This window comes from Rhodococcus rhodnii NBRC 100604 (assembly GCF_001894925.1).
Taxonomy (GTDB): Bacteria; Actinomycetota; Actinomycetes; order Mycobacteriales; family Mycobacteriaceae; genus Rhodococcus_F; species Rhodococcus_F rhodnii.
Genome location: NZ_BCXD01000026.1, coordinates 37,887 through 57,181, shown reverse-complemented (window position 1 = coordinate 57,181; position 19,295 = coordinate 37,887). Strand labels below are relative to the sequence as shown.

20 protein-coding genes are annotated in these 19,295 nt (G+C 69.8%); all 20 read left to right on the top strand.

What is annotated here, in order from left to right; all coding sequences use genetic code 11:
• The first annotated feature begins 34 nt into the window (after positions 1-34).
• The 20 genes from RR1_RS17445 (at position 35) to RR1_RS17350 (ending at position 19,230) form a co-directional block, all read left to right on the top strand.
• The gene (locus RR1_RS17445) at positions 35-1,591 is read left to right on the top strand and encodes a cutinase family protein (protein WP_083581031.1); all 1,557 of its coding nucleotides are present in this window, start codon (positions 35-37) and stop codon (positions 1,589-1,591) included.
• A 90-nt stretch (positions 1,592-1,681) separates the two neighbouring features.
• Complete coding sequence (locus tag RR1_RS17440; RefSeq protein ID WP_072713708.1) at positions 1,682-3,337, top strand: peptidoglycan DD-metalloendopeptidase family protein; 1,656 nt, start codon at positions 1,682-1,684, stop codon at positions 3,335-3,337.
• 118 nt (positions 3,338-3,455) lie between these two features.
• On the top strand, positions 3,456-4,031 hold the full coding sequence (locus RR1_RS17435; RefSeq protein WP_072713728.1) for a hypothetical protein: 576 nt from the start codon (positions 3,456-3,458) through the stop codon (positions 4,029-4,031).
• Positions 4,028-4,711: a hypothetical protein gene (locus tag RR1_RS17430; protein ID WP_083581030.1), complete on the top strand. Its 684-nt coding sequence runs from the start codon at positions 4,028-4,030 to the stop codon at positions 4,709-4,711. The genes RR1_RS17435 and RR1_RS17430 overlap by 4 nt, the downstream gene beginning before the upstream one ends.
• Positions 4,708-5,010, top strand: coding sequence for a hypothetical protein (locus tag RR1_RS17425; RefSeq protein WP_072713707.1), 303 nt, complete (start codon positions 4,708-4,710; stop codon positions 5,008-5,010). Before RR1_RS17430 ends, RR1_RS17425 begins: the two co-directional genes overlap by 4 nt.
• 7 nt (positions 5,011-5,017) lie before the next feature.
• Complete coding sequence (locus RR1_RS17420) at positions 5,018-5,296, top strand: hypothetical protein (protein ID WP_072713706.1); 279 nt, start codon at positions 5,018-5,020, stop codon at positions 5,294-5,296.
• A 36-nt stretch (positions 5,297-5,332) separates the two neighbouring features.
• Positions 5,333-6,019 carry a DUF8175 domain-containg protein gene (locus RR1_RS17415; RefSeq protein ID WP_072713705.1) on the top strand — a complete coding sequence of 229 codons (687 nt, stop codon included), beginning with the start codon at positions 5,333-5,335 and terminating at the stop codon, positions 6,017-6,019.
• A 2-nt stretch (positions 6,020-6,021) separates the two neighbouring features.
• The gene (locus RR1_RS17410; protein ID WP_143153902.1) at positions 6,022-6,873 is read left to right on the top strand and encodes a DUF8175 domain-containg protein; all 852 of its coding nucleotides are present in this window, start codon (positions 6,022-6,024) and stop codon (positions 6,871-6,873) included.
• A complete protein-coding gene (locus RR1_RS17405; protein WP_143153901.1) occupies positions 6,795-8,363 on the top strand; it encodes a hypothetical protein in 1,569 nt (522 codons plus the stop codon). The genes RR1_RS17410 and RR1_RS17405 overlap by 79 nt, the downstream gene beginning before the upstream one ends.
• A 39-nt stretch (positions 8,364-8,402) precedes the next feature.
• Positions 8,403-9,890, top strand: coding sequence for an SCO6880 family protein (locus RR1_RS17400; protein ID WP_072713702.1), 1,488 nt, complete (start codon positions 8,403-8,405; stop codon positions 9,888-9,890).
• Positions 9,891-9,898: 8 nt separating this feature from the next.
• Positions 9,899-11,623, top strand: coding sequence for a putative type IV secretion/conjugal transfer ATPase (locus tag RR1_RS17395; RefSeq protein WP_143153900.1), 1,725 nt, complete (start codon positions 9,899-9,901; stop codon positions 11,621-11,623).
• A complete protein-coding gene (locus tag RR1_RS17390; RefSeq protein WP_143153899.1) occupies positions 11,620-11,913 on the top strand; it encodes a transposase in 294 nt (97 codons plus the stop codon). Before RR1_RS17395 ends, RR1_RS17390 begins: the two co-directional genes overlap by 4 nt.
• Positions 11,914-11,940: 27 nt before the next feature.
• Positions 11,941-12,639, top strand: coding sequence for a hypothetical protein (locus tag RR1_RS17385; protein WP_072713699.1), 699 nt, complete (start codon positions 11,941-11,943; stop codon positions 12,637-12,639).
• Positions 12,639-14,504 carry a type IV secretory system conjugative DNA transfer family protein gene (locus RR1_RS17380; protein ID WP_072713698.1) on the top strand — a complete coding sequence of 622 codons (1,866 nt, stop codon included), beginning with the start codon at positions 12,639-12,641 and terminating at the stop codon, positions 14,502-14,504. The genes RR1_RS17385 and RR1_RS17380 overlap by 1 nt, the downstream gene beginning before the upstream one ends.
• On the top strand, positions 14,501-14,941 hold the full coding sequence (locus RR1_RS17375; protein WP_072713697.1) for a DUF4913 domain-containing protein: 441 nt from the start codon (positions 14,501-14,503) through the stop codon (positions 14,939-14,941). The genes RR1_RS17380 and RR1_RS17375 overlap by 4 nt, the downstream gene beginning before the upstream one ends.
• A 35-nt stretch (positions 14,942-14,976) precedes the next feature.
• The gene (locus RR1_RS17370; protein ID WP_072713696.1) at positions 14,977-15,750 is read left to right on the top strand and encodes a hypothetical protein; all 774 of its coding nucleotides are present in this window, start codon (positions 14,977-14,979) and stop codon (positions 15,748-15,750) included.
• A gap of 69 nt (positions 15,751-15,819) precedes the next feature.
• Complete coding sequence (locus RR1_RS17365; RefSeq protein ID WP_143153898.1) at positions 15,820-17,661, top strand: hypothetical protein; 1,842 nt, start codon at positions 15,820-15,822, stop codon at positions 17,659-17,661.
• Positions 17,662-17,895: 234 nt separating this feature from the next.
• Complete coding sequence (locus RR1_RS17360; RefSeq protein ID WP_072713694.1) at positions 17,896-18,480, top strand: AAA family ATPase; 585 nt, start codon at positions 17,896-17,898, stop codon at positions 18,478-18,480.
• Positions 18,477-18,737: a plasmid partition protein ParG gene (locus RR1_RS17355; protein WP_072713693.1), complete on the top strand. Its 261-nt coding sequence runs from the start codon at positions 18,477-18,479 to the stop codon at positions 18,735-18,737. Before RR1_RS17360 ends, RR1_RS17355 begins: the two co-directional genes overlap by 4 nt.
• A 58-nt stretch (positions 18,738-18,795) precedes the next feature.
• On the top strand, positions 18,796-19,230 hold the full coding sequence (locus RR1_RS17350) for a hypothetical protein (protein ID WP_072713692.1): 435 nt from the start codon (positions 18,796-18,798) through the stop codon (positions 19,228-19,230).
• Positions 19,231-19,295 lie beyond the last annotated feature (65 nt).

The following is a 19,295-nucleotide window of genomic DNA, read 5'->3' as shown; positions in this document are numbered from 1 at the left end:
CCGCGGTGGGCGGCGATCACACGAAGGAGACGGCATGGAAGTAGTACAGCTCCCTCGCGTTCGCGCGACGGTGGTACGCGGCGCGCTCGTCACGGTCTCGTTGACGGTGGCTGCAGCGGCAGCGGTCACGGTCCCGCAGGCCGCGGCGGCCAGCGAGATCGAGTGCACGCCGCTGCATGTGGTGGCGGTGCAGGGCACCAACCAGTCGGCCCCGGATGCCTCGCCGACGGCCGATTCGGGGTTTCTGGGTGCGGCACTGCTGACGCCGCTGCTCGACACCGTCTCGCCGGGGTCGCTCTCGCGCGAGTACATCCCGTACGCGGGGGATTTCGGGTGGCGTGGTCAGACCTACGAGCAGTCGATGCTCGGCGGCGTCGACACGGCGACGCAGGTCCTCGGCGAGTACGCGGCGCGGTGCCCGGACGCGAAGTTCGCGATCGTCGGATACAGCCAGGGCGCGCAGATCGCCGACACGCTCGCCCGCGAGATCGGTGCGGGAACCGGCCCGGTCGCGGCGAGCGATGTCGCCGCGGTGTCGTTGTTCTCCTCGCCCACCCGGCCGGAGGGTGCCTCGGTGTTCCCCGGTGCGCCGGGCCGCACGAGCCCGGCGGCGCCGGTGGGAGTCGATCAGTCGGCGCTGGCCGATCTCGATGTGGTGGTGCCCGCTCCGGCCGAGGGCAGCGGCGGCGCGCCGAACGTCGCGGCCGCCGGCGGATACGGCTCGCTGGCGGGCCGGGTCGCGTCGTGGTGCAACGAGGGTGATCTCGCCTGTGCGATTCCCGAGGACGCTCAGCTCGCTCGGGCGGTGACGAACATCGCGGGCCAGCTCCATCTCGACGGGCAGGATCCGCAGCAGACGCTGATCGACTTCGCGGGCGCGTTCGGCGGCGCGGTGTTGCGCACCGGGGCCGAGGTGATCAACAACGACGTCGAGTTCACCGGGGAACGCTTCCAGGTCACGCAGTCCCGAAACACCGTACTCGGCCGGCTGGCGGACAACACCGATCCGCGTTCGGCGACGCCGGAGGCGGACGCGGACATCGTGCGCGCGGTGATCAAGACCGGTGTCATGGGTCTGCAGGCCGGTGTCGCGGTCGCGAAGAAGGTTCTGACCCCGGCGACGATCGGGCAGCTCGCCGCGGTGGGGATGGCCAATCCGCCGGCGGCTCTGGGGTTGCTGGCGGTCAAGACCGGTGAGGCGGTCCTCGATCTGTTCCCGCCGGCCACTGGCCGCGAGGTCGAGCGCTACATCTACAACGAGGTCTCGCGTGGGGTCGAGGACAACAAGGGCCTGATCAAGATGGCCACGGACCTGAAGTACTGGGACACCGCCCGCAACCACGCCACCTACGACGTGAACGTCGTCGACGCGGCGGGCCGCACAGCTGCCGGATTCACCGCGGCGTGGCTGTCGAGCCTGGCCGAATCCCTCTCCGTGCCCGCCGATTCGGCGACCGGAACCGCCGGACCGAGCACGAGCTCGACGGCCACGCGCACCAGCAGCCCGGTACCGGCCACGTCGCCCGCGCCCGCCACGTCGTCGACGGCTGCGCCCTCGACGATCGCCCCGACGTCGGCGGCGGCGCAGTAGACCCCGTGGGGGCGGCCAACCGCCCTTGGCCGCCCCCACGGTTTTCCTCTTGTCCTCGAAGTTCGTGTGAGATCACCTGCAGGAGCGTTCATGTCCGGATCCAGCGGCCGCAGCAGCGGTGCGATCGCCGGGATCGTCGCTGCGCTGGTGGCGTTGCTGCTGATCGTGGTGCTGTTCGTCGTGGTGATCACCGGCGGCAGCGACGACTGCGTTCCCGGTTCGCCGACCGCCGCGTCGGCGCCGTCCGGCTCGCACGTCAAACCCACTGATCCTGCGCAGACGAGCATGACGTCCGGGTTCGGGGAGCGGTGGGGCACGCAGCATCAGGGCAACGACTACGCGGGTCCGGAAGGGACCGCGATCCATGCGTTCACCGACGGCCGTGTGGTCGACGCCGGTCCGGCCTCCGGGTTCGGGAACTGGATCGTGATCGATCACGAGATCGACGGGCAGATCTACTCGACGGTGTACGGGCACATGTGGGACGACGGAGTGTCCGTCGCGACCGGTGATCAGGTCTCCGCCGGCCAGCGGATCGGCGCGATCGGCAACAACGGCGAGTCCACCGGCGCGCACCTGCATTTCGAAATCTGGCAGGGCCCGCGTCTGGGCGGCGGAACCGCACTCGACCCGACGTCGTGGGTCGAGGACGCCGCCGCGCCGGGCGAAGCGCTCTCCCCGCCGCCGGTCTCCGGCGGTGAGCTCGCCCCGGTGGGCGGTCTGAACGAACGTCAGCTCGCGCTCGCCGAGCACACCGTCGCCGTCGGTGAGGCGATGGGAGTGCCCGAGCAGGGGATCGTCGTCGCGCTGGCGACCACCGGCCAGGAATCGACGTATCGGCTGCTCGCGAACTCGAACGTGCCGGACTCGCTGAACTACCCGCACGACGGTGTCGGCTCGGACCACGACTCGGTCAACCAGTTTCAGCAGCGTGTCGGAATGTGGGGGACCGCCGAGGAACTGATGAACGCGACCACCTCGAACGTGAAGTTCTACAACGCCCTGCTCGCCGTCCCGGGGTGGGAGGCGATGGCGGTGACGGTCGCGGCGCAGACCGTGCAGCGCTCGGCCTACCCCGATGCGTACGCCGACGACGAACCGCTCGCGCGCACCCTCGCCGCCCGGTTCGCCGGGGCGAGCGCCGAGCTCGATCCGGTCGAGCTCGACGCGATCCGCTCCGGAACGGCGGTGGCGGTCTCGGTCGCCGCCGGCGGTCAGCTCGCCGGGTGCACGAGCGCGCCGTCGAACCCCGAGGCTCCCGGCTACGTCGAGGGCGGCCCGTTCGGGATGAACGTGATCGCGGCGGCCGCGCGCTGGATCGGTACGCCGTACGCGTGGGGCGGAGGTGATGCGAACGGCCCGACCCGCGGTATCAGCGACGGCGGCGGATTCGCCGATGCCAACGGCGACAGCGGCAAAACCGGGTTCGACTGCTCCGGTCTGACGCTGCACGCGATCTATCAGGCGTCCGGTGGGCAGATCGAACTGCCGCACTTCACCGGTTCTCGCGCCAATCCCGGCCAGCTCTACGACCCGCGGGGCACCGACATCGCGTTCGAGCAGAAGCAGCCCGGTGACCTGATCTTCTTCGGTTCGGACGGCGACACGCACCACGTGGGCATCTACTACGGCGTCGAAGGCGGCCAGGAGATGTTGCTCAACGCCCCGCAGTCCGGCGACGTCGTCTCGATCCAGCCGCTGTCGAACTGGTCCGGGGACCAGATGTACGTCCGGCGGTTCGGATGACCGGCCGCGGGCGCGGGCGCGCCGATTGTGGGCGCACCCCACCACCGACCATTTACTATGAACTAGTTAATAGTTGTTCCGTGTGTGGTGCATGCGGGCCGAGAAGGGGAGCGAGTTCATGACCGATCGCACACGCGGCGCGCTGATCGCGATCGTGGCCACGGCCGCGCTCGTGCTGGCGGGCTGCGGGTCGAACGACCACGACCACGACCATCCGATGGATCAGGGCGGACCGGCCGCGGCGTCGACCACCCCGCCGCCACCGCCGCTACCTGCGCCGTTCACCGATGTGGACCAGGACGACGCCGAAGCGGTGCTCGTCGCGGCCGCCGAGTCGCTGTTCTCCTACCGGCCCGCCGAGCAGAGCTCGCAGGTCGACGCGGCCGCGGCGACCCGCCCGCTGCTCGACGACCGGTTCTTCGCCGCCAACGAGGCCGGCTTCGGTGTGCTGGCACCGATCACCGGCGCGATGTGGGAGCGCTGGCGCAGCCAGGGCGCGGCCGTCACCGCCACCGCGCAGGTCACCAGCGACGCTCATCCCGCCGATCAGCCCGCCCGGATCTCGCGTGTGCTCGCGGTGACCGTGACCGCTCACGCCCCCGACGGCACCGAGCTCGACCGAATGCAGTGGCCGGTCTACATGAGCGCGACCAAGCTCGGCGTCTGGCGTGTGAGCGCGGTGGCAGTGCGATGACCGCCGCCGTCTCGATCGACGAGTTCGACGACCTGCCCCGACGTGCACGCATCGTCGGCGCGCAGATCCCGCCCGCACAGCGCTGCGCACCGATCTGGGACGGGCCGGTGCGCCGCGGCGAGCACACCCCGCACAACCCGATGGTGTGGCTGCTCGGTGCCAGTGGGGGAGTGGGCGTCTCCTCGCTGACCCGCTCGATCGCCTACGCCGGCGACTGCGGCCGCGCCTGGCCCTCGCGTATCGGGCCACGCGAGGACTCGCCGCTGATCGTGATCGTCGCGCGCACCACGATGCACAGCCTTCGCCACGCCCACGACCTGCTGCTCCAGCACGGGGCAGGAGCGACGCCGGAAGGCACCACCGTGCTCGGCGTCGCCGCCGTCGCCGACTCCGACCGGCCGCTCTCGACCCCGATCCGCTCCCAGCTGCACGTGTTGTCCTCGCTCGCCGGGGCCCTGTGGCATGTGCCGTGGATCGAGCCGTGGCGCGTTCTCGAACCCCACGCCCTGCCCGAATGGGGACCGAACTCGGTGCCCGCGGCCGCCAAGAAGCGGTGGCGCGGCGGCGAGGACGTCGCCCATACACCCCCGCCCCCGGTGATCGAGCTCTACCACCGGATTCAGACCGCCGCCCACGAGCGGATCACCGCAATGACCCACGGAAAGGACACCACCCGATGATCACCGACACCATGCTGAGCGTTCATCAGCTACTGCTCGCCCAGGAAGGCAGCTTCAGCGACATCACGGTCGTCACCCCGCCCGGCGATATGGAAGGCAAGACCAAGCTGATCCTCGGCCTGGGCCTGTGGCTGGCCACCGCTGCGCTGATCGGCCTTGCCATGTACTGCGGATTCACCTTCGCCAAGTCCTTCGCCGACGGGCAGGCGTCACGCGGAGAGAAGTTCGCGTTCATCGGCTGCGGTATCGGAGCGGTCCTGGTGGCCGGCGCGAGTTCCTTCGTCACGTTCTTCATGTGATCCGGCGATGACCGTGTACCTCGCGCAGCCCGACCTCCCGGCCCGTCCGGGCGGGATCGTGTGGCCCGAACCCGAGGTGTTCGCCGGAATCACGGAGCTCCTCGGATACGGCCTGTACTTCGTCACCGCCGCGATGATCGCAGCCGCGTTCGTCGCGGGCGTCGAGACCGCTGCGGCGCGCGAGCGCGGCGAAGACAACCCCGGTGTCCGCCGGTACCTACTGGTCGGCTGCTGCACGATCGGCGCTTTCTCGGCCGGCTCACTGGGCACCTGGCTGCTGATCTGACCCCGGCCTTCCCCCTTCACTCGAAAGGCACTTCCGATGCACACCGACCGCACCCGCCCCCGCCGCCGCCTCGTCGTCGCCGCCGCTGTGGCGGCCGCCACTGCGCTGCTGCTCGGCGGCTGCGGCTCCGACGACAGCGCCCCCGCCCCGTCGAATCCGGCTGCGGCAGCCGACACCACATCCGCCCCGGGCAAGGTCACCTGGAGCGACTACCGCGGCGTCACCGTCCCGAAATCCACTGTCGACGGCCCGTTCTCGATGACCGCCGCGATGGTCCCCACCGGGTACGCCCGCACCCCGCAGGGCGCGGTGCTGGCCGCGATGCAGGGACAGACACGCCTCGCGCTCACACCCGACGAGAGCTGGTCCGACGTCGCGCAGACCGTACTGACCTTCGGCCCCGGCCGCGACGCCTACGCCGTCGCCCGCACCCTGACCTCGATCACCGAACCCGCCGATCCCGCCTCGACCGCACAGTTCGCGGGATTCCGCGTCGAGCACTTCGACGGCGACACCGCCCGCATCCAGCTCGCCACCGCACTGCCCGACGCCACGCTCGTCGCCCAGCCGACGGAGCTGACCTGGTACCGCGACGACTGGCGCATCACCCTGCCGGATCCCGCGACGAACCTCGAGGACCCGGACACCGGCGCGGTGGCCACCGATCCCGTTCCGCTCGACTCGCTCGACGGATACACCCGATTCGCCGCCCAGGAGCAGTGACCATGACCGAGACCTCGCCCCCCGACACCGACCGCCGTAGCGAATCGAGCCCGGGCCGGTTGCGCAGCGCAGGCCACTGGTGGATGAACAGTCCACTGACCCTGTGGGTTTCGATCACCGTCCTGGTGCTCATCGTGATCGCCGCCGCCCTCGTCGTCGTTTCCACGAGCGGCGACGACCGCCCCGGGGCGCGGCCGGCTGCCCCCACACCCGCCCCGGCCACCGAGCACCCCGGCGGGGAAGGTTTCGGTCCGCCGACCGCCGACGCCCTCGGCCGACCGGTGACCACCCCGCACAACCCGGACGGGCAGGCGCTGCCCCAGCAGCCCGTCGCGCGCGGCCCCTACACCGCCGGCGAGCAGCTTCCCGCCCCCGAAGGACTCGAGTGGCAGCGCACCTCCGGTGCGGTGCTGCCGTTCTCCACCAGCGACGGCCCCGGCCGCATCACCGGTGAGCTGCCCTACGACTTCGCCCGCACTCCGCAGGGCGCGGCGTTGGCCGGATACCAGCTGCCCATGCGTGGCCTCGTCGACGACCGCACCTACCGCAACATCACCGAGAACCTCGCCGTGCGCACCCCGGAGGTCGATGCCGCGCTCGCCGACCTCGAACCGTTCGACGCCCGCGAGATCGCCGTCGCCGCACCGCGCCCGGCCGCCTTCCGGATCACCGGCTGGATCGAGGGCGAGTTCGCGGCGATCCAGTACGCACTGCCCGCAGGCCGACACGGCCCCTACCGCGTGACCAACAGCGAGGTGGTCTGGCAGGACGGGCAGTGGAAGATCCGCGACGCCGCGGCGATGGCGGTGGGGGAGAAGAACATCACGACTCTGGCCGGGTGGACGTTGTGGTGAAACGTCTGCTGCTGCTCGTGCTCGCGCTGGCCGCCGTCATGGTCGCCGCCCCGCCGACCGCGCTCGCGCAGGAAGACCCTGCCGCCGAAGAGCAGAGCCCCTGGTACCTCGGGCACTGCAACCTCGCCGACGACCTGCTCGGCGATATTCCCTGGATCGGTGAGCATGCTCGCGGCACTTGTGAAATGGGCACGCAGCTCGCCATTCCCGGCGCGGCCCCGGCCGCGGCGGCAGGTGCAGCGGTCGAGTTCGTCGGCGGCTATTGGGATTCCCAGCTCGGCGAGGCCACCGAGGCACTCGTCGACGGCTGGAAAGACAGCATCACCTTCATGATGTCGTGGTGGATGACCAGCGGTGTCGCCGGACCGCTCCAGGACAACGGCGGTGTCGCCGGACCGCTCCAGGACAACGGCGTCGAACCGTTGACCTACCAGATCCACCAGTACCTGCGGGTGATCCAGATCGGGGTGTTCCTCGCCTCGGTGATGGTCTCCCTGGTCGTGCTGGCCTGGTCGAAACCGCGCATGGTTGCGGCCAATGCTGGTGAAACCGCGAAGATCCTGACCCGATCGGTGTTCGCGACCTGGGCCCTGACCCCGATCATCATGCTCGCCGACGCGGTGTGCCGCGGCCTCGGCTCGTGGTTGATCGAACGCGTCGTCGGCGACAACATCGACGGCGCGCTCGACCGGATGCTCGGCGCCGCCCAGTACGGCACCCTCGGCGCCGGTCTGGTCCTCGTGCTCGCTCTGTTCGGGATCGCCGGCACCCTCGTGCAGGCGGTGTTCATCATCGTGCAGGTATCGCTCGCCAGGCTGGTCCTCGGTTTCGCGCCGATCGCCGCGGCCGCATCCGGGCTCGGGCAGGCCGGCAAGCAGGTGTGGGCCAAGTCGATCTCGTGGCTCGTGGTCCTGGTGCTGTTCCCGCTGGTGACCTCTGTCGTCTACGCCATCGCGTTCACCGCGTTCTCCGCCGACGATCCCACCGGGCAAGGCGTGATCACCGGGATGATCTTGCTGACTCTCTCGTTCGTGACACTCCCGGTCCTCGCGCGGCTGATCGTGCCGACGATGACCGGCATGGCCGGCGGCTCGGCCGCCCCAGCCCTGACCGGTGCCGCACTTGCGACCGGTGCCGTCGCCGGCGCCGCGATGAAGTCGATGGGCGGGGCATCCGGCGGCGCCAAAGCGTCATCGAGCGGGGCCGCGGCCGGTGGCCGCAGCGAAGCACCGACCGGCGCGACGCCGATGCCTGGCGGCTCGATGGGTCCCGGCCAGAACGGCAGCGCCGGACGCAGCGGCGGCGCTGCCGGTGGGGGCGCGTCGGGCGCGGCGAGCACCGCCGCGATGGCGCATCCCGCCGCCGGAGTCGCTGTCGCCGCGGGCAAAGCCGTCGGTGGCGCTGTGCGCGCCGCCGGCGAACAGACCTCGAACATCGCCGACGGCGGGCAGCCCCCGTCCGGCTCCGTGAGTGGAGGGAAGTCGTCGTGACCACTCAGCCCCACCGCATCGACCAGAAGGGAAGCCCCGATGAGTGAGCCCGTCGAGCGCCCCACCTACGGCAACATCCACACCCCGAACACGAACTACCTGGGCGGAGTCGGGAAAAAGACCTTCTACCTGCTCGTCGTCGCTATCGCCTCGGGTCTGCTGATGCTGATGCTCGGGATCTGGATTCTCGGGATCGTGATCCTGACGGTCGTCGCGATCGGGTGGGCACTGATGAGGATGCGGTTCAACAATCGCTCCGGTTTCGAGCTGCTGTCGATCGGGTGGCGCTCGGGAACCGAGCACCGCACCGGCGCGAACATTCTGCGCGCCGGTGCCCTGTCGAACCAGGCCGGGGGCCGTACCCGGCTGCCAGGGATCGCCGCAGCCACCGAAATGTGGTGGGGCATCGACACGCTCGGCCGCCGCTTCGCGATGATCTACATGCCCTCGACCGCGCAATACACCGTCGTGCTGCGGTGCACCGCTCCCGGATTCGCCGGGGCCGAACAGGACCGCATCAACCTCGACGTCGCCAGCTGGGGCGAATTCATCAACGTCAACGGACAGGCCGGGGACGTCGCGGGCATCGCCACCGTCACCGAGACACTGCCCGAAACCGGGGCCCGCGCCGCGGCGAACATCGCCGAGATGTGCGCCCCCGGGGGCAGTCCCCTCGCCCAGCAAGCGGTCCGGGAAACCCAGACCGCCGCGGACAGCGACGGCATGCAGATCTACACGCGGATGGCCATCACCTGGAAGGCGAAAACCTCCCAGCAGAAGAAGAACCCGATGATCATGATCGGCGATCTCGCCGAACGCATCCCCACGATCTGCGAGAACCTCTCCCACCTTCGGGTCGTCGCTGTCCCGATGAGCGATCACCTCCTGGCGGCGACCGTTCGCCGCAGCTACGACCCGCGTCCGTCCGTCGAGGCGGCGGTCGAGCGGATTCTGCGCACCGACGAACCTGTCGTCGCCTGGTCCGACGCCGGCCCGCTGACCACCGAGGGCACCAAAGCCAGCTACTTCCACGACGGCGCGGTCTCACGGACCTGGGAGATGAGCGTGGCCCCCCGCGGCGCCCTGCACGAGGGCATCCTCGCGGTTCTGCTCGCACCGAACCCGCGAGTGCCCCGCAAGCGAGTCACGTTGATCCATCGCCCACTCTCGCCCGCGGACGCCGCCACCGCCGTCGAGCAGGGATTCGTCAACGCGGTCAACGAATCCGGAACCCAGAAGGGGGTGAGCACCGCCCGCGGCGAACTCGCGCTGCGCGCAGCCCGGCAGACCCGCGACGAGGAAGCCGCCGGGTCCGGAGTCACCGACTTCGCGCTGCTGGTGACCGTCACCGCCGACACCGAGGCCGAGCTCGACCGCATCGCCGAAGACGTCGTCGAAATCGGTGTGCAGGCCCGGCTCGGCCTGCGCCCGTGCTGGCGATTCCAGCCCGCCGCATTCCTCGCCTCCCTCGGCGTCGGGGTGCTGCTCCCCGACCACGCCACTACCCCCAAGAGCCTTCAGGCATAGGAGCACCGATGCCCTCGACGATGATCGCGCGACTACGCCGCCGCGCCGCCGACCTCACGCACAGCTACGAACCGCGACACCAGCGCTCACGGCGAGCACTGGCCGATCCGATGGCCGCCGCCCGCGCCCGCCGCCGCGAGGAAGAGAAGGCTGCCCGCGAACGCGAAGAAGCCGACCGCAAGCAGCGCGCCCTCGACCGCGACCCGTCCCGCGGTGAGCCGACCTGGCGGCGCGCCCGCAAACTCACCACACGCGGCTTCGCCGGCTACGGCGGCGGCGCGATGCACGCCGTCGACATCCCACCGATGTTCCGCGCCACCACCGTGCAGGCCGCCGGAATCAACCCGTGGGTGATCGGCGACGCCTACCCCAAGCGCGGGGCACCGCTCGGAGTCGACATGTCCGGCCGCACGTTCAACTACGACCCGATCTCCGCGACCTACCTCACCCGCCAGCAGAACACCCCCTCGACGTTCATCCTCGGCCTGCCCTCGCTCGGAAAGTCCACCGTCGCCCGCAAACTCGTGTCCTCGTCGATGGCCCGCGGGCACATCCCGTTCGTGTTCGCCGACACCAAACCCGACTTCGCCAAGGAGATCGAGATCCTCGGCGGGCAGGTCATCAAACTCGGCCACGGCGAGGGCTACCTCAACCCGCTCGCCGTCGGCGCACTCGGCTCGATCATCCCGCTCCTGAGCGAGCACCCCGACGTCCAGAGCAAGGTGATCAAACAGGTCCATCAACGCCGCAAGCGTCTCGTGCGGGCACTGTGCGAGATGGAACGCGAGGAAAAACTCACCATCGTCGAGAAGAACATCCTCGACGGGGCGTTGATCGCGCTCGCCGACGATCCGAGATTCGATCACCGCACCCCACCGCTGCTCTCCGATCTCGTCGAGATCATCGAATCCCGCAGCCCGGTCGTGATGCGCCGCGCCCGCACCAAGACCGAGGACGCCTACGACGATCGGGTCGACGGGCTGTTGCAGACACTCTCGGCGCTCCTCGACGGCGACCTGGGAGAAGTGTTCTCGCAGCAGACCACCACCCCCATCGACCTCGTCGACAACCCTCCCTCGGGGATCTGCGTCGACATCTCCGGGGTCAACACCTCCGACACCAAACTCGAAGCCGCCGTGATGCTCGCGTGCTGGGAAGACGGCTTCGGCGCCATCGAGGCCGCGCACATCCTCGCCGACTGCGGACTGCGCCCGCAGCGGCTGTTCCTCGCCGTCCTCGACGAGCTCTGGCGAGTCCTGGGCTCCGGTCCCGGCATGGTCGCGCGCATCAACGAGCTCACCCGCCTGACCCGCACCCTGGGCACCGCTCTGGTGATGATCACCCACACCGTCAAGGACCTCGAATCGCTCGAGCACGACTTCGACATCGCCAAGGCGAAAGGATTCATCGAACGCGCCGGCGCCCTGATCGTCGGGGCACTCCCGCGCTCGGAGATGGACAAGCTCGACGCGATCGTGCCGTTCACCAGCGCCGACCGCCAATGGGTGGCCTCGCTGGCCACCCCGGCGGTCTTCGATCCGATCACCGAACAGGAACTGCCCCCACCCGGCCGCGGGCACTTCCTGCTGCGGCTGGGCACCGAACGCGTTCCCGGATACCGCTTCCGCACCACGCTCACCCCCACCGAGCTGCACTACGACTGGCACGACACGAACGCCCGCTTCACCGCCGGAACCGCCCCCCGTTCCCTCACCGCCGAGGTCGCCGCATGAGCCGTCTCCGATACCCCGCCGCCGTCCGAGCCGCCGCCGTGGCCGCGGTCCGCGAGCTCGAAACCGCCACCACCTCGCAGTGGGCCGCGATCGAGACCGTCGCCGCCGACACCGGCGTCCACCCCTCGACGATCCGCACCTGGCTGCGCACCGACACCGGGCCGATCCCCGCCCGCCCGCGTCACCCCGACGCCGAGCTCGCCGAACTGCGCGCCGAGGTCCGCGCCCTCTCGAGCGCCCTGCAAACCCTCATCGGCGACCAGCGCACCGCCCCCAGCGCCCAGCTCTGACCCACCCCACCGATCGAAGGAGAACCCATGCCCGCCAAGACCACCACGACCGCTTCGTCCGCCGAGTGGGACACGGTCGAAAACCTCGTCAAGAACAACGTCGACGAGCTCACCGCCGCGACCGACCATCTCGCACTGCGCACGTGGGCCGCCGACAACGGCCTGGCCACCAAGACGCTGTTCCCGAAGTTCAAGACCGTGCTGCTCAAGCGGTGCGGTATCGACTACACCGCGCTGCGCGAGCAGGCACGCGCGACCGAACGCGACGAGATCGCCGCAGCGGCCGCCGACGCCCCGACGGTGCTCCTTTCCTGCGCGGGCGACGACGAAGCACGCAGCTACGCCGTGTGCGGTCCCGACGGCGCGCCCGCCTGGTACGGCGAGTTCTTCGCCGACGACAAGACCTGGACCGAAGGCGACCAGAGCTCCGCCGACCTCTCGGCCGCCAAAAAGGCCCTCTTCCTGGCCGGCAAGACCCGCGAAGAACTCAAGCTGGGTGCGATCAACGTCGAGCTGCACGTGGTCAATCACGACGTCACCATCGACTCGCTCGCGTTCGACGCCATCCGCGCCCGCGCCATCGTGACCGTGCACATCGACGACGACGGCAACGACGCTCTCGAATGGTGCCGCGAGAACGGCTACCGGAACTGGCGCGAACAGAACCTGAGCGAGCTGCTCGCCCCCGGTGAGAACGCCGAAGACGACGCCGAGGAGGTGGCGTGATGGTGCGTGAGCTGCGCGACCCCTCCGGTCGCGATCCCGGCATGGAATTCGCGCTGTTCGTCGCCGCGATCGTCGTCGTGGTCGGCACCGGACTGTGGCTCGCGCTGCTGATCGGTGCCGACCCCGCCGCCCCGGGAAACCCGTTCGCCGCGATCGCCGCCCTGATCACCGGAGAGATCACCTGGACGACCCTCTCGACGATGGTCGCGGTCGGCTACGGCGTGCTGCTTCTCGCCGTTGCGGGCGCCATCCTGACCCGCAAGATCCGTTCCGCCCGCTCCCGCAGCCGCATCGACGACCGCGCCGAGCACATGGGCACCCTCCGCGACGTCACCTCACTCACCGAGAAGTCGGTGCGCGCGGCCGCCTCCCGCCTGCAGGTGGACATGCCCGACCGGCGGGTGCCCGGCGTCCCGCTCGGCCGGCACCTGCCCAGCAAGAAGATGCTGTACTCGTCCTACGAAGACCTCCACGTGTGGATCTGCGGGCCCCGCGTAGGCAAGTCCACCGCGATCGTCATTCCCGCCGTCGTCAGCGCTCCCGGCGCGGTCCTGACCACCTCGAACAAACGGGACGTCGTCGACGCCACCCGCGGGGTCCGCGACAACTACGGCACGGCCTGGGTGTTCGACCCCCAGCAGGTCGCCACCGAACCCGCCAGCTGGTGGTGGAACCCGCTGTCGTGGCTGCGCCGCGAGATCGACGGCGAACAGATCGCCGACGAGGTCCGCGCCGCCGACCTCGCCGAACACTTCGCCTCCGGCAGTGCCGCGGCCGACGCCAAGACCGACTCGTTCTTCGACCCGTCCGCGAAGAACCTGCTCACCGGCCTGTTCCTCGCCGCCACCCTCGCCGACCGGCCGATCACCGACGTCTACACCTGGGCGACCGACGAAACCAGCCAGGAACCGGTCCGGATCCTCGAACACGCCGGGCCGCGCTACCGGCTGCAAGCCGAAGGACTCGCCGGCCAGTACAACGCCCCCGACAAGCAGCGCGGCGGCGTGTTCGGCACCGCCCGCAAGATGATCCACTGCCTGACCATCCAGTCGATCCGGCCGTGGGTCACCGGCAAGAGCACCGGGCACCGCGCCCGCCCGCACTTCGACCCGGCCGCGTTCGTCCGCAGCACCGACACCCTCTACCCCCTCTCGAGGGAAGGAGCCGGATCGGCCGGCCCGCTCGTGACCGCCCTGACCGTCGCCGTGTGCGAAGCGGCAGAACAGTACGCCACCGTCTCCCCGGGCGGACGGATGCCGATTCCGCTGCTCGCCCCGCTCGACGAAGCCGCCAACGTCGTGCGCTGGTCGAACCTGCCCAAGCTCTACTCCCACTACGGCTCGCGCGGCGTCGTCATCCAGACGATCCTGCAGTCCTACGAACAAGGCGTGAGCGTGTGGGGCCGCGACGGCATGGCCATGCTCACCTCCGCTGCCAACGTCCTCGCCTACGGCGGCGGCGTCAAAGTCGGCGGCGACGGCTTCCTGCGCTCGATGTCCGAAGCCATCGGCGACCACTACGAGATGACCGGATCCGTGTCCACCAGCGGCAACGGCACCGGCAACCGCTCCATCTCCCGGCAACGCTCCCGCGTACGCACCTTCACCGAGAAGGACCTCGAAGCACTCCCACGCGGCCGCGCGATCATCCGCTCCTCCGGCAACCCCGCCGTCCTGATCGCCACCGTCCCGTTCTGGGAAGGCCCCTACGCCGACGCGATCGCCGACTCCACCCGCACGTACGCGCCCAGCACCGGCAACGGCACACCCGCCGAAGCGAACGACCCGGTACCGGTGAGCGCCGGCCCCCCGACCGGGACCCTCGTCCTCGACGGCGCCGTCGTCGACCGAAAGGAACTGTCATGACCGACATCGACTGGGACGACATCGAGGCCCTCGACAACCTCGACGAGAGCGAGGACGCCCCAGCAGAACCCGAACTCGTCTACGGCTCGGCGGGCGAGTTCTTCACCATCAAGCTCGCCGGCCTCTACCGTCGCGAAGTCTCCGGCACCGTCACCGGCCGCCGCTGGTGTCCGCAGTGGTGGACACACTCCGAAGCCCTCTCCCGCATCGAATCACTCTGGCGCGCGTGGGAACACCTGCGCCTCGACGGCGCCACCGGCATGAGCGTGTGGTGGCGCGACCACGCCGACCACCACATGAACGCGCTGCTGAGCCCCGACGGCACCTTCGCGCACTGCTCGGTGAAAAACGGCCACCACGACGAGAGCTCCGCCATCGCCCCGCTCCCACAGCACGACCCGCCGCCGGAGCTGTTCCCCGACGCTCGCACCGCCTGACCCCACCACCTGCCCCCGACCGAGAGGTGCCCGCCATGTCCGACAACGAGATCCCCGAAATCAACCGCGAGTTCGGCACCATCATGCGCGTGGGAGTCCAAGCCGCGACCCGGCTGGCCGAACGCGCTGCCCGCTCGCGTGAAGTGCAACGCCGTCACGCCCAGGACGCCAGCGAGGCGAACCGACGCAGCCTCGAAGCAGCGTTCACCGCCGAACGCGCTCACGCCGAAACCACCTTGTCCCGCATCCACCACGACCAGTGGTGGGACCGCACCGGGCCGGGCGCGATCGCCGACCACTACCACCTCGCCCGCTCCTGGGAGAACGAGTCCTCCGCCGCTCACGCCGCCGCCCGCGAGATGGAACAACGACTTCGCCAGCGGTACGGCATCGACGCCACCGAACGCGATCACCGCGAGATCAACGCCCTCCTGCGCTCCGCACAGGACGACATCGCCCAGGCCGCCCAGGAAGACCAACAAGCCGCCCGCAACAACCTCACCGCCTCCCAGCTCATGGAACATGCCGAGCGCGCAGACCGCGGCGAGGCGCCGGCCGAAGCCGAACAGCACCGTGAACGTGCCGACTCCGAATGGGACAGCGCCGAACGACGCGAAGCATTCGCCCGCGAGATGCGCGCCGCCGGCATCGACGACCAGACCACCGCAGCGCGGCTGCAAGCCGACCTCGACCAGGCAACCCACCCCGCGGCCGCCGTCGCCGGCGGCGGACCACGCCGAGCACCGAAAGCCCGCAAGGGATCGAGCAGCCCCAGCCAGACCCCCGAACGCGCCATCAGCAGCCGCTGACTTCCGCACGCCACCACGACGGGGCCGCCGACCACCACGGTTCGGCGGCCCCGACGCATTTCCCGGTCGTTGACGACGCGGCGGCCGGTGGTGCCGGCGGCGGTGCCGCTGTACGCCCGCGGCCGTGCCCGGGTGATCGCGCTGGATTTCGATGCCAAGCACCACGGCAGCGATGCGGTGTGCGCCGATGTGGGCCGGGTGTTGGGGTGGCTGGCCGAGTGCGGCGGCCGCGCTGTGGTGGATTCGTCGACCAGCGGCGGGCGGCATGTCCTGGTGCCGCTGGCCCCGGGCCAGTCCGCCGGCGTCGACGAGCTCCGCCCGTTGCTCACTTTGCTGGCCGCGCGGTTGCCGACGTTGGACATCGTCCCGATGACCAACCCGGCGACGGGGTGCATCACGGTTCCGGGGTCGGCGTGCAAGGAGGGCAGCCACCGGATCCTGCACGGCGACCTGGACACCGCCGTCGACGCCCTCATCGTCGGGTCGCACCCGGCGCTGTTGACCCGGCTGGGTGCGTTGCTCGGCGGCACCGCCGCAGCCGCCCTCACCGGCGGCGACACGGCGTCGACGGTGGCCACCCGGTCGCGCGGCCACGCGGCGGCGGTGGCCACGGAAATCGAGGCGATCACCGCGGCCGACCGCATCGTCGGTGTCGGCGCCGCGGCGCGGCTGCATCCACGGTGGTGCCGGTCCACTCCCCTGCCCGCCCCGGTCGCGGCTTTCGCCGCCACCGGGCGGCTGGACACGGCCCGGTGGCCGTCCCGGTCGGAGGCCCGCCAGTCCGTCGTCACGCACTTCGTCCTCGCCGGCGGCACCGCCGCCGACATCACCGCCCGCGTCCTCGGCGCCGACGAGGCGTACGCGGGCCTGCGCGCCGCTTACCAGCACTACCGCACCCCGGCCGCCGCGATCGCCCGCGACACCGCCCGCGCCCTCACCTGGGCCGCGTCGTCACTTCCCGACCCAGTCCGGGATACCGGGCACGAGTACAAGCTCACAGGGGGGCGCGGGGATGCCCCGGAAATTGTTCGCTCGTGGCTGGTGTCGGCTCAGCGGTGGGTGCAGTCGCGCTACGCAGGTCGTCGTGACAGGTGGACCACCCACGCGGTGATCCAGGCCCTCGCGTGGGGTGCGGCGGTCGCGGGTGAGGTGGTCGAAGGTGTGCCGGTGGTGGCGCTCGGTGGCCGGTCCCTGTCCACGGCGGCGGGCCTGCTGCCGGAGACGACGGTGCGGGACACCCTGACCCGGTTGCGGGACGCTCCCGGGTCACCGGTGCTGCTGATCGAGCGCGGAGCGGGCCAGAACGCCGACCGGTACGCCCTCGTACCGGCGAAGGGGGTCGATGCGTCAGCGGGCGACTCAGGCCCAGAAACGGGCACTCAGCTATTTGCTGGGGTGGGCACGGTGCACCCGGTGTGGAGTGTCCTCGGGTATCGGCACCGCATGATGTACGACGCGGTCGCGGCCGCCGACACCCCCATGAGCGTCGAGACACTGCTCCAACTGGTGCGGATCGGCCGCAGCAGCGGCTACGAAACCCTGCTCGACCTGCGCATCACCGGTCTGCTCACCGTCGCCGACGGCCTGGTGCAGCTCGGCACCGCGGACCTGGACACCCTCGCCCACCGGCACGGCCTCGGCGCGGCCGTCCGCGCCCGCATCGTCCGCCACCGCGCCGAACGGGTCATCTGGCGCGACTGGCTCGCCGCCCACGAAGCCGCCCGTACCGCTCCCCCACCACCAGGCCCGATCCTCGTCGACGACGGCACCGGACCACCCGACGAAGGACTCTGGGACGCAATCATGGCCGACGAAGGACTCTGGGACAGACGGCAGTTCGATCCATACGCACGCGTGCGGAGGTTTCATACGCCCCACGCGCCCGTAGCGGGTTCACCGCGGCATCACTGAGACGGCCGAATCGCCGTAAGTACAGTAAGCTGTATTGCCGTATACAGCAGACCGTAAACACAGGTACCCGGTAGTGCGGCAAACCAGCAACATGGCTTTACAGGCTTCCGGCTAACTGTATACTTTTATACAGTTAGCCAGGTTGATGTACGCCTGCAAAACCGTGCACCTGTCAAACCAGCATTCCGTATACAGCTTTACGGCGACCCGTCAACACAGCAGGGAAGGCTCCGAGTGATTATCAGTTTGGTGAACACCAAGGGCGGAACGGCCAAGACCACCAGCGCGATCTACCTCGCCGCGGCCTACCGCCGCCGAGGTAGCGACGTAGTAATGCTCGACCTCGATAAACAGGGCTCGGCGACAGACTGGGCCGACCGCGCAGCCGAAAGCGGGGACCCCCTCCCGTTCAAGGTCGAGGTTGCCAACATGAAGAGGCTGGCGAAGTACACGGCACGGGCGGGAACAATCGTCATCATCGACACGCCACCTGGTGACGGCCAGGTCATCGACGCGGCGATCGCCGCATCGGACTTCGTCATCCTGCCTACCCAGGCAACTGGCCTCGACACAGCCCGAGTGTGGGAGACCCTGCCGTCCATACAGGGTCGGCTACCGTTCGGTGTCCTGATCACCGCGGCTCGGTTGGGCACCAAGCTTCTCTACGAGGCGAAAGAAGTGTTCGACGCGAACGACGTTCCGCGTTTCGACACCGTGATACCGATGAAGGAGCGGGTGCGCTCGACGTTCGGCACGACACCACACCATGACGAGGGCTACTCGGACGTGGTACGCGAGATCGAGGAGTCCCTGGCATGAGTCTCAGCAAATCCAGTGCGCTGGGTCCCCGTTCACGTCCGGCCACCACAGTTCCGGCAGCTCAGTCCGTGGAATCAAGTTTCGCGCACCCGGACGACGATCGAACAAAGATGACAACCTGGATCGCGAGCACCGTCCACAGGCGGTTCAAGGCAACGGCCGCCGCCGAGGGAGTGAAGATGCGCGACGTTGTGGAAGAGCTCGTCGAAGAGTGGATCGAGCGCCATCAGCCCGACACCAGGGACGGTGCCCGATGACCGACCGGCACCCCGGAGGTGAGCACGCACCGCCCCCCGCCACGCGGTAGCCGACTCGGTGTTCCACCGGATCGACCATCTCGTCGACAACCAGCCGGTCATCGTCCCGGCCGCCGTACCGCCGACCGGACCGGCGTGGCGGGAACTTTTCTGCTTCGTCTTCCCGACCGTGCTGTATCCGGTGAACACGGACACCGACACGACGTACCTGATCGCGGTGCACGGGGAGAACCTCTGGACACTGGTCGGGCTCGACTACCTGGCCTGCCGGATGTGCGAGGACCCCGTCTGTGACGACATCCGTTCCTGGGCTGCGATCGAACTCGCAGCGATCCCGGCGGCCGGGAGCTTGTTCACCGTGACCGAGGTGGTGCCGGGCGTTGCGTGGTTACCCGACCCGTTGCCGTATCTGATCCACATCGGTGACGCCGCCGACGTCGGCGGCGCCGCGTCCCGACCGATCGAAGTGCAATTCGGCGACCACGAGCACTGACAGAGACCGCGCCACAAACGACCGTTTCTGGCACACCCCGCCGGGCCGAATCGGGGCAGTGGGCG